This window comes from Ruegeria sp. N10, from assembly GCF_056531545.1.
Map to the genome: position 1 here is coordinate 84049 of NZ_JBQFLY010000013.1, position 14489 is coordinate 98537.

Genomic DNA, 14489 nt, shown 5'->3' on the forward strand with positions numbered 1-14489 from the left:
CCATGGCGCGTGTCGCTGTTCTTGTCTTTCTGGGGCTCTTGCTTCTCGTCCTGGCGCGTCCGGACCTTGCGGGGCTCGATGCCGATCTGCCGGAGCGCGACGACCTGCGCCTTTGGATCGAGGCGGCTGGTCTTCTTGGTCCGCTTCTGGTCGTGGCGCTGATGACGCTGGCGATCGTGGCCAGTCCCCTGCCCTCGGCGCCGATCGCGCTGGCTGCCGGGGCCGCCTATGGTCACACCTACGGAACACTGCTCGTCGTGCTCGGCGCAGAGATCGGCGCGCTTGCCGCGTTTCTGCTCGCGCGCGGGCTGGGGCGCTCTTTCGTGGAACGCCATGTCGGCGAGACGATCGGGCGTGGACTTCTGGGGTCACAGAATACACTGACGTTTCTGGTGTTCGGAAGCCGACTGCTGCCGTTCCTGTCCTTCGACATGGTCAGCTACGCTGCAGGATTGAGCGTCTTGCACCTTTGGCGGTTTGCCCTGGCGACCCTCGCGGGGATCATTCCGGCCAGCTTCTTGCTGGCCCATCTCGGCAGCGAAGCCATGAATGGGGACGTGCAAACCGCCACCTGGACGGCGCTGGCGCTTGGCGCATTTACCGCCGCGTCCGTCCTCTTGGCGGTATGGCGTGACCGCCGCACGCCGAAAAAGGAGATCTGACATGGCCACTCATTCACATGCGGGACATATGCCGTCGTCGGGAAAAGCTCTGGTCATATCCGCCTGGCTGACCGGCATCTACTTCGTGATCGAACTGGCCGTCGGGCTCTGGACCGGCTCGATCGCGGTGCTGTCAGATGCGTTTCACACGTTGTCCGCCGTCGGGGGCGTGCTCGTCGCCATCATTGCGCAGCGGATCGCGCGCCGCCCGGCGGATATGGCGCGCAGTTACGGGTGGTATCGCGCAGAGATCATTGGCGCGCTCGTGAATGGCGGCTTTCTTCTCGGCATGGCGCTTCTGGTGATCTGGATGGGGGCGATGCGGCTCGGAAATCCGATCCATCTGCCCACGAGACCGATGCTCTGGGTGGCCTTCGGTGGCTTGGTCACCGAGGTGATCTCGCTCGGCCTGATGTGGAAATCCAGCCAGGATGATCTGAATGCCCGCGGGGCCCTCTGGCACATCATCCAGACCTTCGTCGGCAGCCTGTTGATCATCGTGACCGCGCTCGTCATCGAGTTCACCGGCTTTCTGGCGATCGATCCGATCCTTGGTATGGCCTTCGGGGTCGTGCTCCTCTGGGCCTCGATCGGAGTTATCCGCGAGGCGGTGCATATTCTGTTGGAAGGGACCCCGGAAGATACTGATCTCTCGGCCGTGACCGCTGATCTGCGCGCGCAGGACGGCGTTCTCGATGTCCACCATGTCCACGCCTGGACCCTGACCAGCGGCAAGCATGCCTTCTCGGCCCATCTGCGCCATGCAGAACCTGCCGATGCCGCGCGCATCCTTGAGACCGCCTATACGCACCTGACCAAGCATCACCGGTTTCACATGGTGACCCTGCAGCTTGAAACGGACTGCCTCGACGAGCGCCACGCGGACGATTTGGACGTCACGCAATCGATGGGGCCGCAGGCAGAGCTTCATGAACCACCCGCGCACCGCGATCACCTCGACAGTGACGCTCCGGATGCTAATCTCGAACGCAATTCAAAAGGAAACGACACATGAAACGACGTAGCTTTCTGCTGACCGGCGCTGCCGCCACAATCGCGCTTCCGGCCATGGCTGATGCCGAACCAATCCTCAAGGTTGTCAAAACTCCGACCTGCGGATGCTGCACGGCCTGGGTCGATCATGTCCGGCAAGCCGGATTTCTGGTCGAGGCCCAGGATGTCGATCAGGACGCCCTCTATGCGCTGAAAGACAGGCTCCGGATCGCGCCGGAACTGGCCGGTTGCCACACCGCCGTGGTGGGCGATTATTTCATTGAGGGCCATGTGCCGGCTGAGGACATCGCCCGGCTTCTTTCAGAGCAACCGGCGGCGCGCGGGCTGAGTGTACCGGGTATGCCGATGAGTTCCCCCGGCATGGGCGGTCCCGGTGCCGGCGATACGTTTGATACGCTGCTTGTCAGGCCCGATGGCGCGACATCGGTCTTTGCCAGTCATAGCTAGGCCAATCGGTAGGTCCCACGGGACGGGTTTGTAACCCGGCCCGCTTCGACAAGCGCCCGCAGCGCACGGTAGGTCGCCTCATGCGTCAGCTGGAGGCGCGCGGCAAAGTCGACGACGGTGCCATCCAGAAGACCCGCAACGATCCCCGCCATCACCCGATCCTCGGCGCGTCGGATGCCGACAATTTCCATGATCTGCCGGTGCGCCTGAACCTGTTGGGCCGCCTGGCGTCCATAGGCCCGCGCAAAATCCGGGTTCGCGAAGGCGGCGAGAACCGCGGACTTGTCGATCCGGACCAACTCACCTGCATCCATCACGATGGCATCGCAATGATAGCGCTCCGAAAAGACCGAGGCTTCGGCAAAGCTGGTCCCGGATGTCGCCCGGTGAATGATGAGCCGCTCGCCATTCGGACCAACCCGTTCGAGATGCACACGCCCGGTGTCGCGTTACCCTTAAATCTGAGACACGACGCGTTCGGGGATATTTTTTGCCCTTAATTGTGAGATTCGACAGCCACCGGGCCTATGCGTCTCACGCGCCGTTGCGCAATGAGATCAACCGCAGCAAGCAGACGTGGCTCCGTCTCGAAGGCGCGCAAGAGAGCAACCCTTGCATAGTCGTCGATGCGGGAGTTCGAGATGGCCGCTTTGACCAGCGGACGAGATCGGGCTGCATCAATGGCGGCAAGGCAAAAAAGCCTCACTTCCTGTCGATGGCTCTGAAGAGCGGACAACGGTTCCCGGCGGAAGGCCTTTAATGACATGGCAAAGGTGACCGCGCGCATTGCGCGCCGAAGTTGCTTGGAGCTGCGTAATCGCGCGGCGTATTCAAGCCGCGCGGCGCCGTTGCGCGCACGATTTATCAGCTTTTCGGGCATCTGTTCGCCACTGGGCTTGCCGAGCGTCGGCACAAGTCTCGTCCCGCAAACCTGGCAGTCGAATGCCCAGGCTCGCCTCCAATGCTTGAGCGAAAGGCCCCGCCGAGAGCATTCCTGACAAGATTGGAACGGGACGCGGGCCGTCAGCAGGGTCTCTAATGGCGTCATTATTGGAAAGGTCAAAGACTGCACGATATCGGGATCGGTTCGTGCGGCGTCGGAAATTTTATATGCCGCTGCCGCGTCGATGTTGAAGTCCAAGGACGTGCCATGAGTTGTATCGATTTCGATATGGGCCAGTAGTTCCGCGTCATCACAGTAGTTGGCCGCAGCCAGCCGAGACAACCAACCTGACAACAACTCATCTGGCAGAGGTGCGACAGTCTTGGGCAGCGGGCGCGGTTTCAAACCCCGGACTTCTCGAGCCGGCGATGGGCGTTCGCATGGCGCGACCAAACCGGGGTCCATTTTGCGATTGCGTCATCGGTGATGCATTCCTCACCTGTGACAATGGCGTCGATGGCAAGATCCTTGATCAGGGCGAAGATGCGCGAGGTCACCCCACCGGTCAGTGCAAGTATCTGCTTGAGCGACTTGACCTTCAGATTGGATTTCTTCTCGAGGGGCATTGCCGCAATGAGTGTTTGGATCATGTCCGAGAACTCGGCATCGTCGCGCCAGTTCGGCAGGTGATGTTCATCCAACCGCCTGGCAAGCTGGATATCACCACGGATGGCATCGACGGCCTCGCTGACCCCCAGGCAGACCAGTGACACTTCGAGTTCATTGCTGAGATACCGAAGAACATTGAGAAAGCGGCGCTGTTCGCGGTGGGTCCCGGCCAAGAGGTTGTGGACCTCGTCGATCATGATCATCCGCAGGCCAAGGTCGCGCAAAAGCGCAACAACACGGACTTCGAGGGAGGCCACATTTTGAGCGCGCGCGCTCAGTGCCGTGGCCGGTGCCCCGACGGACGCCAGGATGTGCAGATAGAACCGCCGTTCGTCGGGTGCCGGCGGTGCTTGTAACAGCAAGAGCGGCGTTCGCGTAATTCCCGATGCTGGGTCATATTCCGGTGCATATCTGCGCGACAGGTTGCGGGCGATCATCGTCTTGCCGATCCCGGACGCGCCATGCACAAGAAGCCCGGGCATACGGGTTTGCCTCGGCGCTTCGATCATACCCTGCAAACGGTCCAACACCTGTTCGGCCCGCGGAAAGCCGATCCAGATGTCTGATTGAATGAGGGCGATCCGACCGTCTTCCTCTGTTGTCCTTGCCCTCAATTCACCATCTCTCCACCTTGAACAATGGGCGTGATGTATCACCCGTATCGATCGCGCGCAGCCCTTCGGTTTTCGCGACAGCCGAGTTGGTGCCCTTCAATGCCCCTTTTCTTTCACGGGACCGGCGCTCAGCCTTGGTTAGTCCCCGGCTTTCAGCTTCGATCTGGCGTTGCTGTCGGATCAACTCACCGAGGACCAGTTCATTCGACCCGGACTTTCCGAGGGCGCGTGCCTTCTTCATGGCCTCGCGATATTCAAATAGAGACACAGGCGGCATTTCCAGATTTCTGTACCGGGCCTCGGCGTATCGGCCACCATCCAGTTCGACCCAGATCACCGAAAGATCGCGAGGGTCGTAGCGAACGACCACCTTCCCATCGCCGCGCCCAATGTGGCCTGCAAGAGCATCCGACCAGTACCGTATCTGGAACAGATGGATGCCGTCACGCCTGACCTTACGCAGTTCGCTCGGCAAGAAGCTCACCCGAAAAGCTTCCATCTCGAAGGGGATGTCGCCCATCATTTCCGCTGAGAGTGCCTCCCATTTGGCGACGGGCGTACAGCCAAGACTTGAATGAATGCTGTTGTTGTAGCGGCAGATTTCCAGAGCAAACCAGCGATCGAAGTCGCTTAAGGTCATCGTGGCCATGCCCTCGGCGTCATAGTCGCCCTTGGCCACGACCGAGGACTGCGTTGTTCCAGGCAACAGGTGCACGGCCCCCATCATCGTGCCGATCAATCGTTCGATGTGCCCTCCGAAATGAGGACTGCCTGGCGGCCGATAGACCAGATCGATCCCCCATTCCGCACATGCCGACCGAAAGGCATGCGACCGGAAATCGCGCCCGTTATCGACGTGGATGCTATGCGGTTTACCCTGCGCGGGCCAAGGAACATTGCACACCAATTCCGCCAGAAGTTCCGCTTTGGGGGCTACAGCCTGTGTCAGGCAAAGCGCCACTGACAGACGCGAAGGTGCCTCGAGAGAGGTGTAATATCCGGTCACCATCCGCGTTGCGACGTCGATCGCCAGCGTGACCCAAGGCCGCCCAATTGGTTGGCGTTCAAAACTGTCGACGAGAATGATGTCCGCAGGCGTATGGTCGATTTGCACGACCTCCAGTGGCCGGTTTGCCTTGTTGTCGCCTACGACCGGCGCAAATTTCTGGCGGGCCGCCTTTGCGCCTTCGCGTGCCTTGGCAATTGCGCGGGCGTCCATTGCATCCAGCCTGCGCTGAACCGTCCGACGCGTCGGCGGTTGCAAGCCCTGCTGCCAGCACGCGCTGCGGATTTCTGTCACGACGCGCGACAGGCTTGGACGTTCCCGCCGTAAGAAATAACGGCGAAGATGTTCTTCGATCACCGCTTCCACCTTGCCGGATATCAAGGTTGTACCAGTCGGGCGGCCCCGTTTCCGAGAAGCCAGCGCGCTGGTGCGCCCACCCTCTTCGGCCAGACGCTTTATCCAGCGCCAGACAGTCGCCCTGCTGACACCAAGCTCCCAAACGGCGTCATTGATGCCACTTTCCAGACTGCCAGTTCCTTTGAGATATGCCTGAACAAGCGGACGCAGTACAGCAGCCCTGCGCGCCTCTTCAGCACCAAGGGCAACTGACTCTTCGTCATCATTTTCCATCGACATTTGCCGCAAAAACCTGTGAACCCTGTCTCAGGTTTAAGGGCAAAAATATCGGAATTAAAGACAAAATCTCATATTTAAGGGCAAAGGGTGGCCGTTGATTTCGTTGGATTTCTCATCTCACAATTAAGGGCTACGCGACAGCTGGTCACGGGCCCCGGATCGCGGTCCGCGCGATAGAGATCGTTGTATCCGCCATAGGCGTCGGCCTGCAGCACGCCTTGCCATCCGGCGAGATGCTGATTGGGATTGGTTGCCGCGCGATCGCGGGAGAAGCGGAAGAACGCGGCCGGTGGGGCGCCGCCATTCCAGGGACGGTCATCGCGCACATAGGTCCAGAGGCGGGCCTTTTTCGCGCCGCCCCGGGCGAGCAGCGGCACCGTGGTATCGTCGCCATGCAGGCGATGAGCCGCACGCACATGGCTCTCGATCAGGGCATGGATAGGTTGCAGCGCTACGGTGGCATGGCCGATGAGATCGGCCAGGGTGGACAGGCTCAGCTCGACGCCTTCACGGGCAAACCGTTCGGCCTGCCGGTTCAACGGTTGGTGCTGACCATACTTTTCAAAGACGATCATGGCGATCAGGCTGGGCCCGGCCCACCCGCGTGGGATCGCATGGAACGGGGCCGGCGGCTGGCTGATCTTTTCACAGGCGCGACAGGTGAACTTCTCGCGCACGGTCTGGATCACCTTCCACTGCCGCGGGATCACCTCCAGGGTCTCGGTGACATCTTCGCCCATCTTCACGATACGGTCCGAGCCACAGCAGGTGCAGGCGGCAGGCGCCTCGACGACAACCCGCTCGCGCGGCAGGTGATCGGGGAACGGCTTGCGCATAGGCGGGCGGCGCGTGAAGGCGCACACCGTCGTGGTTTTGGTGGCCGTCTTTTCAGCGGCCAGGGCATCTTCGGTGGCCGCCGTTTCCAACTCCGCAAGCTGCAATTCCAGCTGATCGATCAGGCGGGCACGCCGTTCCGACGAGATGCCGTATTTATCGCGGCGCAATTTGGCGATCTCGAGCTTGAGCTCCTGGATCATCGCTTCCGAACAGGAAACCACCGCACGGGCCTGTGCCAGCTCGCTTTCCGCAGCCTCCGCACGGGCCGTTTCAGCGGCCAACGCGGCACGCAATCTCGCGATTTCGGAAGCGGTGTTCGACATGGCCGGTATCTACCACCCGGCCTCGCGAGACACCAACAAAATCAGGCCTGTTGGCGCAATTTATCCAGCCTTTGCAGGGCGTTGCGTCCAACGCGGATTGCGCCAGTCAATGCCCTCCAGAAGATAGCCGAGCTGCGCCGCCGAGATCTGAACCGCCTCGCCGGACCCGCTCACCGGCCAGATGAACTTGCCCGCCTCCAGGCGCTTCAGATAAAGCGACATGCCAACGCCATCATGCCAAAGGATCTTGACCAGATCGCCCTTGCGGCCCCGGAAGCAGAAGATCTCCCCGGCATGCGGATCGCGCCCCAACCCTTCCTGAACTTGCAGCGCCAGCGTGTTCATGCCTCGCCGCATATCGGTCACGCCGCCAGCGATCCAGACCTTCACTCCTGCCGGAAACGCGATCATTGCCTGTCCACAACCGACAAAAGCCGGGCAAGTGCGTCCGGATCCACGCTGGCCGAAACAATGAGCCGACGACCATTGGGCAGCGCAATCTCGACCTGGGCGTGCCGGGCAAACTCAACCGGATCAACTGGCCTCGGCTGAGAGACCGGGACGTCGCTCGTCACAGTGACCGGCGCAAAGGGGCGCGAATGCGAAGCGCCGAGTTCGCCATTCCGATACTGTCGCCGCCAGATCGTCAGCAGCGAGCGGCAAATGCCATGACGCCGCGCAGTGGCAGCCCCTTGCCGGTGGCCGATAAGACTTTCCTCAACAATCCGCAGCTTGTCATCATCTGACCAATACCTGCGGCGATCACCATCGGCAGCAGAAAGAACTTCGATTTGAGGGCGGTTGATAAAGTCGGACATAAGGTCGGACTTACAATCGGATCGATCCCAAAATCAGACGGCCGCCCCCGGAGGCTTACTTCACGCCAACCATGCCCACTTCGATGTCATGAGCGAAGTTTCTGGCGGCGTCGCCATCGCGGGTGAAAACTGCCACACCGTTGGCGTAGTCATGGAAATGGATCAGATCGACAGCCTCGGCGTAGTCTTTCCGGCGGACGACTGACAGTACCGGTCCGAAGATCTCCTCGCGCCAAACCGTCATATCCGGCGTGACATTGTCGATCAGGGTCGGGCCGACGAAGTAGCCGTTCTCGTAGCCTTGCGGCGGCGTGAAGTTGCGGCCATCAACGACGACTTTACAGGGAGACGTGACAAGCGCGGCAACTGGTGGCCTGACGCACCTCTTCAGGTTGGCCGGCATTGCCAAGTTATCTTATCGAGGGCGCGAATGGGCGGATCATTGCCAAATATGCACTCATCTCGCGAGCATATTCATCCCACAGACTGAAGGCGTCCGCCCGTGCGTGGCGGTATGAAGAGACGGTGAGACGATAGCGGCGTGGACGGAAGAGGGTGTTGATCTGGTCATGGGCGGCGAGGAACCTAAGCGCATGCCGTTGGGACTTGAAGCGTCCCATGATCCACCTCCAAATATGGTGAATCACCAAACAAGCTCATTGGGAATCCTATCGATTCAGATTTTCAGAACTCACACCTAGCAGATCCTTGGTAGCTGGTCGCCAACCAACATATCAACAATACGCGCACCGCCAAAAAGCGTACGCATCGTGACGCGCCCTGCTTGGCCGGCATGGACTCTACCAATGATCGTCGCCCCCGCCCCTTCGGGCATAGCGCGCATTGCATCCAGTGCTGCCTGGGCCTCGTTTTCGGGAACAAAAACAATCAGTGTGCCTTCATTTGCCAAGTAGAGAGGGTCAAGGCCAAGGATCTCGCAAACGCCCTTGACCTCGGTGCGCAGGGGCAGCGCTTCTTCGTCGATTTCAATAGCAAGACCGCTGTCCTGCGCCATTTCATTCAGGCAAGAAGCAACCCCACCGCGGGTAGCATCACGGGCAGCACGTAAATTTGGGGCAGCGGCTATGACAGCCTGCATCAGGTGCCCAAGCCCCTGACAGTCGGATTGGATATCGGCAGAAAGCGCCATATCACCCCGCGCGGCAAGGATGGCTGCACCGTGGTCCCCCAGAACACCGTTCACAATGGCAACATCACCTGCGCGGATATTGCCGGCCTTGAGATCAAGACCGGGCGCTATCACGCCGACCCCCGATGTGGTGATAAACACTGTGTCCGCCATGCCGCGCCCGACCACCTTGGTATCACCCGTGACGATACGGACACCGGCTGCGTCTGCCTCGGCCTTCATTGACGCGACGATGCGGCGAAGCAGGGCAACTGGCGTGCCTTCTTCGATAATGAAAGCCGCCGATAGCCACAGCGGGCAGGCGCCGCCAACTGCCAGATCGTTGACCGTTCCACAAACGGCTATTTTGCCGATATCACCGCCGGGAAATTCCACCGGATCGACCACAAAGCCATCGGTCGTAAAAGCCAGTTGAGCACCGGGTTCGCGCAAAGCATCCGACATCAGGCGGGCCTGATCCTCCATCGTGTCGGGGGCGAAGACCGAGGTAAAGACGCTGTCGATGAGATCGCGCATTGCTTTGCCGCCACCACCATGGGCAAGCGTGACAATTTCGTCCTTCATTCTGCAGGCTCCGCTGCACGCGCACCACCGTATTGGTAATAGGCCGCACAGGCTCCTTCCGAGCTGACCATCAGCGCGCCAAGGGGCATTTCCGGTGTGCAGCCCTTGCCAAATTGCGGGCAGGCAACCGGTTTGATCCTGCCGGTCATAACATCGCCGCAGGCACAGCCTTCGGGTTCCGAAACAACGCGCCGCTTACCGCCATATCCGATGCCGAATTTGGCCTCGGCGTCAAAGGCCGCATAGGTGTCGCGGATTCGAAGGCCCGATTGGTCGATCTCGCCGAGCCCCCGCCATTCAAATGTCGGGCGCTCTTCGTAGACGTCAGCGACAGCGGCAATCGACGCGGGATTGCCTGCGTCAGGCACGATACGAGAATATTGGTTTTCAACTTCGGCGCGGCCGTCGCGGATTTGTTCCAACACCATCAGAACCGATTGCAGCAGATCAAGCGGCTCGAACCCAGCCACGACAATCGGTTTGCCATAGTCGCGCGCAATGAACTGATAGGGCTCGATGCCGATCACCATCGAAACATGCCCGGGCCCGACAAATCCATCGAGAATCATGTAAGGGTCATCAAGCAATGCCTTGATCGGTGGTGGCACCGTGATGTGATTGCAAAAAACCGAGAAATTGGTCAGGTCTTCGCGGGCGGCCTGCTGGATCGAAAATGCGGTCGAAGGCGTGGTCGTCTCAAACCCCAGCCCGAAGAAGACAACCTCACGCTCTGGATTTCGCCGCGCCAGTTCCAGTGCATCCAAAGGCGAATAGACCATGCGAATATCGGCGCCATCCGCTTTGGCCTGCAAAAGCGACTTGCGTGTGCCAGGCACCCTCATGGCATCTCCGAAGGTCGTAAATATCACCTCAGGGCGCTCGGCCAGTTCAACACATTCATCGACGCGGCTCATCGGCAGCACGCAGACCGGGCAACCCGGACCGTGGATGAACTCGATCCCCGGCGGTGTGAGCTTGTCCAACCCGTAACGGAAAATCGCATGGGTATGGCCACCACAGATTTCCATGATGTGAACAGGCTTTTCAGCCGTCGCACCGATCTCGTCGCACACGCGCGCGATTTGCGACAGAATGGCCTTCGCTGCCTTGGGGTCGCGGAATTCATCTGCGTATTTCATGCCGCACCTCCTAGCGCCTCTGCCGTGGCTTGCATTGCTTCGAGCTCTTCCTGCGCCTCTCCTAACAAACGCAAGGCTTCGAGCGTTTTGGCAGCCTCCTCTTCGTCGATCTCGCTCATGGCAAAGCCAACATGGATCAGTGCCCATTTGCCAACCACACCTGGCAGGTCATTGCCTGCGATCGGGGCGACGTTGACTTCGCGTCGGACACCGGAAATCTCGGCTATCGCCATCTGCCGGTCGGCATCGGTCACTTCGACGATCTGTCCGGGAATGCCCAAACACATAGCTATTCCTCCTCTGAGGTATTGGATTTGAGAGGTTCTTCGATGCCGTAGCGTTCGATCTTTGCCCGCAGCCCAACACGCGAAAGGCCAAGTTCATTGGCAGCACGGCTTTTGTTCCATTTCAGACGCGTTAAGGTCTCACGCAGAATTCGGGCTTCGATCACATCAACCCTGTCTTTCAGGGTGCCCTGCCCGACCAGCACGCGGTTTAGGTCAGGTGTCGTTTCACAATCGCTAGCCTCGGCTTGCAGAATATGACGGGAAATAAGCTCGGACCCCAGAACGACATCCTGCGCAAAGACAAGCATACGCGTCAGTTCGTTTTGCAATTCCTTAAGGTTGCCGGGCCAACTGTAGCGGCGGAAAAACGTCAGCACATCATCAGCAAGGCCATGTACAATCTTCCCGTGGGACTGCGCAATCTTGATCAGAAGATCATCAGCCAGAATACCAATATCCTCAGAGCGTTCACGCAAGGGCGGGACCGAAAACTGGGCCGTTGATAGCGCATAATACAGGTCAGCGCGGAATCTGCCGGCGTCCACTTCGGCCAAAAGATCCTTGTCCGTTCCCGAAATGATGCGGACATCCATCCGCTGATTTTCATACGAGCCGACCTGACAGAACTGCCCGTCCCGAATGACCCGCATCAGCGCCAGCTGCAGCCGAGGCGAAAGTTCCGAGACGCCGTCAAGAAAGATTGTACCGCGCTCGGCCTTGCGTAAAAGCCCCAGTTGATTGGACTGCACACCTTGAACCGCCCCGCGCTTGACGCCGAACAGCTCGTGCTCGATCACCGCGTCATCAACACCAGCGCAATTCAGAGTATGGAAGGATTTGTCCGACCGCAGCGAACTATAATGCATGGCACGGGCGATCTCTTGCTTGCCGGTCGCGCATTCACCGGTGATCAGAACCGGAATGTCGAAACTGGCAAACTGTCGCGCCTGAGAAATCGCGGGGTTCAGTGGCGAATTGGTCGAGCGCAGAACATTCTCAAAACCCAGACCTTCGCGCAGAACCTTGCGTTGGCCTGCAAGCTTTGTTTCGACGTTGCGCGATAGATACCGCATCTCCAACGTCATTTGTTCATGTTCGCGGTTCAGACGGAATAGATCCGTGGCGTTCTTCGCCACCATCAACAACTGGTCTGGATGCCAAGGCTTGGTCACAAAATGATAGATGCCAGCATCATTGATTGCGTTCACCATGTCGTTCGTTTCGGTGTAGCCGGTGATGATAATGCGGACGGTTTCCGGCCATTCGGCACGAGCCTCGGTCAAAAACTCCACCCCGCTCTTGCCCGGCATCCTTTGATCGCAAAACACCGCCTGAACATAGTTATCGCGCATCAAGGCCGTGGCTTCTTCGGCATTGTTCGCTGTCAGACATTCAAACTCATCCTCAAGCGCCATGCGCATCGATTCAAGTGAATGTTTCTCGTCATCTACCAGCAAGATCGTGGGAAGCGGCTGCGCCATGGTCTACTCCGCCGCAGGCCGAGCCGACTTGCGGGCAAGATGGCGACGCAGCCAGTCGGTCCAGGCGTGCATGCCCTCGCCAGTGCGGGCCGAGATGCGGATGATCTCGATCTGAGGGTTCACACGGCGCAGATTAGCCTCGTAGAGGTCCAGATCAACATCGCAATGCGGCGCAAGATCGATCTTGTTGAGCAGCGCAAGGCGCGAGGCGGTGAACATGTCGGGGTATTTCAGAGGTTTGTCCTCTCCTTCCGTGACCGAAAGGATGGCAACCTTGCAGTCTTCTCCAAGGTCGAAACCCGCCGGACAAACCAGATTTCCGACGTTCTCTATGAACAGCATGGCACCGGCAGGCAGATTCAGATGCTCCATCGCGTGGCCGACCATATGTCCGTCCAGATGGCAGCCTTTGCCGGTATTGACCTGCACCGCCTTCGCGCCAGTTGCACGGATACGTTCTGCATCATTGGCGGTCTGCTGATCGCCTTCGATGACACCCAGCGGCTGATCGGCAAGCGCCTCAATCGTTTTGCAAAGCAGTGTCGTCTTTCCCGATCCCGGCGAGGACACAAGGTTGATCGCAAAAGTTCCCTGCCCGTCCAGAATGGCACGGTTTGCTGCTGCGTAGCGGTCATTCTTGGCCATGATATCGGTTTCGATCTCGATCAGGCGCTCTTGGGTCATGCCGGGCACCTCGGTGCCAGCCGGACCATGGCCAAAGTGCAAGTCGCTATGGTCGTGATGATGGTGGTGATGGTGACCATGCGCGTGATCGTGGCTGTGGTGATGGCCATGCCCGTGGCTGTGGCCTTCGATCGTGGCACCATCACCGCTACATCCGCATACGTTACACATCAGGCAACCTCCAAGTCCTTGATCCGCAATTCATCGCCGCCAACCGGCACCAGCTTGCCGCCACCACATTCCGGGCAGGGGTCAAGCCGTTCATTGATTTCCACATCTTTCATACAATCGAAGCAGGTAGCGCGCCCGGGTAAATCAAGCATTACCAGTGAAGCTCCCTCTGCCGCAGAGCCACGCATGACCACATCAAACGCAAACGCCAGCGCAGGTTTTTCCACCCCTGCAAACCGACCGATTTCGACCCGGACGGCCTTGATCCGGGCTATGTTATGCGCCTTTGTTTGATCTTCAATCACTTGGCGCATTCCTTCACAAAGCGACATCTCATGCATGCTGCACCCGACGGAGTTCAAGCGGGACACATGGGTCCAGCACATCGACGAGTAAAGCCGCGTTGTCGCGATTTCTCAACGCCCCAAGCGTCCGTTCAAGCAACCCATCCGCGCGCAGCATATCATCAGTGGGTGTCTGGCGCTCGAAATCAGTAATCTGACCGTCAACTACGCCCGCCCGCATCTTGTAGGTGCCTCGCGCAGCTGGAACCGAGATCCACCCGTCCGCCCGCGCGGGCATGGGAATCTCAGCACCGCCAATCTCGCAGAACCGGGCTAGGACCCGCCAAAGCGGCCCACGGCCGAAACGCTTTTCCGCCTGTCTCATGACAGGCAAATGGGCCTGCCGAGCGGCGACCGAGTTTTCGGGAAAGTCGGGGGTAACTGCAGCATCAAACGGGGCAAACCTTGCGCTTATTTCGTTCAGTAGCGGCCGTGTTGCCAAAAGATTGTCAAGGACGGCATCGGCTGCAACGCCTGCCACCTGCGCAGGTTCAAGGCTAAGTTTTGCAGGAAGTAATACGCCAAGACGCAATTGATGTTCTTTGATGATGTCGCAATGTAACACCTGCGCATCAGTGGTGTCCGTCGGCAGACCGCAGGCCATGCGCACAGCGAGGGACTGCGCCGTCTTGCACAGATTAAAAATGCGCGGCAGCAATTCGACCGCATGGTCGACAGACTTGCCAATCAGCAATTGTGCTACGGGTAATTCCGGCGGCTTGACCACCTCAATTCCCATGACTGCAATCGCCTGATGCAT

At 59.3% G+C, this 14489-nt stretch carries 17 protein-coding genes and 2 pseudogenes; 3 read left to right on the plus strand and 16 right to left on the minus strand.

Annotated elements, in window-relative coordinates; translation table 11 throughout:
* Window positions 1–2: 2 nt before the first annotated feature.
* From ACR0JI_RS16455 to ACR0JI_RS16465, 3 genes are read left to right on the plus strand one after another with little or no spacing between them, the layout of a single operon-like run.
* Window positions 3–662 (plus strand): TVP38/TMEM64 family protein, encoded by a 660-nt coding sequence (locus ACR0JI_RS16455; RefSeq protein ID WP_480495294.1) that lies wholly within the window; start codon window positions 3–5, stop codon window positions 660–662.
* Window position 663: 1 nt separating this feature from the next.
* Window positions 664–1677 (plus strand): cation diffusion facilitator family transporter, encoded by a 1014-nt coding sequence (locus ACR0JI_RS16460; protein WP_480495292.1) that lies wholly within the window; start codon window positions 664–666, stop codon window positions 1675–1677.
* Window positions 1674–2123 carry a DUF411 domain-containing protein gene (locus ACR0JI_RS16465; protein WP_480495290.1) on the plus strand — a complete coding sequence of 150 codons (450 nt, stop codon included), beginning with the start codon at window positions 1674–1676 and terminating at the stop codon, window positions 2121–2123. The genes ACR0JI_RS16460 and ACR0JI_RS16465 overlap by 4 nt, the downstream gene beginning before the upstream one ends.
* Here ACR0JI_RS16465 and ACR0JI_RS16470 read toward each other — a convergent pair.
* The 16 genes and pseudogenes from ACR0JI_RS16470 to ACR0JI_RS16545 form a co-directional block, all read right to left on the minus strand.
* On the minus strand, window positions 2120–2557 hold the full coding sequence (locus ACR0JI_RS16470; protein WP_480495288.1) for a Crp/Fnr family transcriptional regulator: 438 nt from the start codon (window positions 2555–2557) through the stop codon (window positions 2120–2122). The two genes, ACR0JI_RS16465 and ACR0JI_RS16470, sit on opposite strands and share 4 nt — an antisense overlap.
* Before the next feature lie 62 nt (window positions 2558–2619).
* Complete coding sequence (locus ACR0JI_RS16475; RefSeq protein WP_480496652.1) at window positions 2620–3471, minus strand: TniQ family protein; 852 nt, start codon at window positions 3469–3471, stop codon at window positions 2620–2622.
* Window positions 3408–4289, minus strand: a complete 882-nt coding sequence (locus tag ACR0JI_RS16480; protein WP_037239955.1) for a TniB family NTP-binding protein — start codon at window positions 4287–4289, stop codon at window positions 3408–3410. The genes ACR0JI_RS16475 and ACR0JI_RS16480 overlap by 64 nt, the downstream gene beginning before the upstream one ends.
* Window position 4290: 1 nt before the next feature.
* A complete protein-coding gene (locus ACR0JI_RS16485; protein ID WP_081896184.1) occupies window positions 4291–5925 on the minus strand; it encodes a Mu transposase C-terminal domain-containing protein in 1635 nt (544 codons plus the stop codon).
* A 146-nt stretch (window positions 5926–6071) separates the two neighbouring features.
* Window positions 6072–7091 (minus strand): annotated as a pseudogene (tnpC, locus tag ACR0JI_RS16490) (IS66 family transposase); the annotation flags it as partial.
* A 60-nt stretch (window positions 7092–7151) separates the two neighbouring features.
* On the minus strand, window positions 7152–7502 hold the full coding sequence (gene tnpB, locus ACR0JI_RS16495; protein ID WP_480495454.1) for an IS66 family insertion sequence element accessory protein TnpB: 351 nt from the start codon (window positions 7500–7502) through the stop codon (window positions 7152–7154).
* A complete protein-coding gene (gene tnpA, locus ACR0JI_RS16500; RefSeq protein ID WP_480495452.1) occupies window positions 7499–7909 on the minus strand; it encodes an IS66-like element accessory protein TnpA in 411 nt (136 codons plus the stop codon). Before tnpA ends, tnpB begins: the two co-directional genes overlap by 4 nt.
* Window positions 7910–7964: 55 nt before the next feature.
* Complete coding sequence (locus ACR0JI_RS16505; protein ID WP_480495450.1) at window positions 7965–8312, minus strand: aldehyde dehydrogenase family protein; 348 nt, start codon at window positions 8310–8312, stop codon at window positions 7965–7967.
* Between the two features lie 7 nt (window positions 8313–8319).
* Window positions 8320–8532, minus strand: a pseudogene (locus ACR0JI_RS16510) (hypothetical protein); the annotation flags it as partial.
* Between the two features lie 74 nt (window positions 8533–8606).
* Window positions 8607–9623: a hydrogenase expression/formation protein HypE gene (gene hypE / locus ACR0JI_RS16515; protein ID WP_480495449.1), complete on the minus strand. Its 1017-nt coding sequence runs from the start codon at window positions 9621–9623 to the stop codon at window positions 8607–8609.
* Window positions 9620–10762: a hydrogenase formation protein HypD gene (gene hypD, locus ACR0JI_RS16520; protein WP_480495447.1), complete on the minus strand. Its 1143-nt coding sequence runs from the start codon at window positions 10760–10762 to the stop codon at window positions 9620–9622. The genes hypE and hypD overlap by 4 nt, the downstream gene beginning before the upstream one ends.
* Window positions 10759–11049 carry a HypC/HybG/HupF family hydrogenase formation chaperone gene (gene hypC / locus ACR0JI_RS16525; protein ID WP_480495445.1) on the minus strand — a complete coding sequence of 97 codons (291 nt, stop codon included), beginning with the start codon at window positions 11047–11049 and terminating at the stop codon, window positions 10759–10761. The genes hypD and hypC overlap by 4 nt, the downstream gene beginning before the upstream one ends.
* Window positions 11050–11051: 2 nt before the next feature.
* The gene (locus ACR0JI_RS16530; protein WP_480495443.1) at window positions 11052–12530 is read right to left on the minus strand and encodes a sigma-54-dependent transcriptional regulator; all 1479 of its coding nucleotides are present in this window, start codon (window positions 12528–12530) and stop codon (window positions 11052–11054) included.
* A 3-nt stretch (window positions 12531–12533) separates the two neighbouring features.
* Window positions 12534–13385 carry a hydrogenase nickel incorporation protein HypB gene (gene hypB, locus ACR0JI_RS16535; RefSeq protein WP_480495442.1) on the minus strand — a complete coding sequence of 284 codons (852 nt, stop codon included), beginning with the start codon at window positions 13383–13385 and terminating at the stop codon, window positions 12534–12536.
* Window positions 13385–13726 carry a hydrogenase maturation nickel metallochaperone HypA gene (gene hypA / locus ACR0JI_RS16540; RefSeq protein WP_480495440.1) on the minus strand — a complete coding sequence of 114 codons (342 nt, stop codon included), beginning with the start codon at window positions 13724–13726 and terminating at the stop codon, window positions 13385–13387. The genes hypB and hypA overlap by 1 nt, the downstream gene beginning before the upstream one ends.
* Window positions 13719–14489 carry a hydrogenase expression/formation protein HupK gene (locus tag ACR0JI_RS16545; protein ID WP_480495438.1) on the minus strand — a complete coding sequence of 257 codons (771 nt, stop codon included), beginning with the start codon at window positions 14487–14489 and terminating at the stop codon, window positions 13719–13721. Before ACR0JI_RS16545 ends, hypA begins: the two co-directional genes overlap by 8 nt.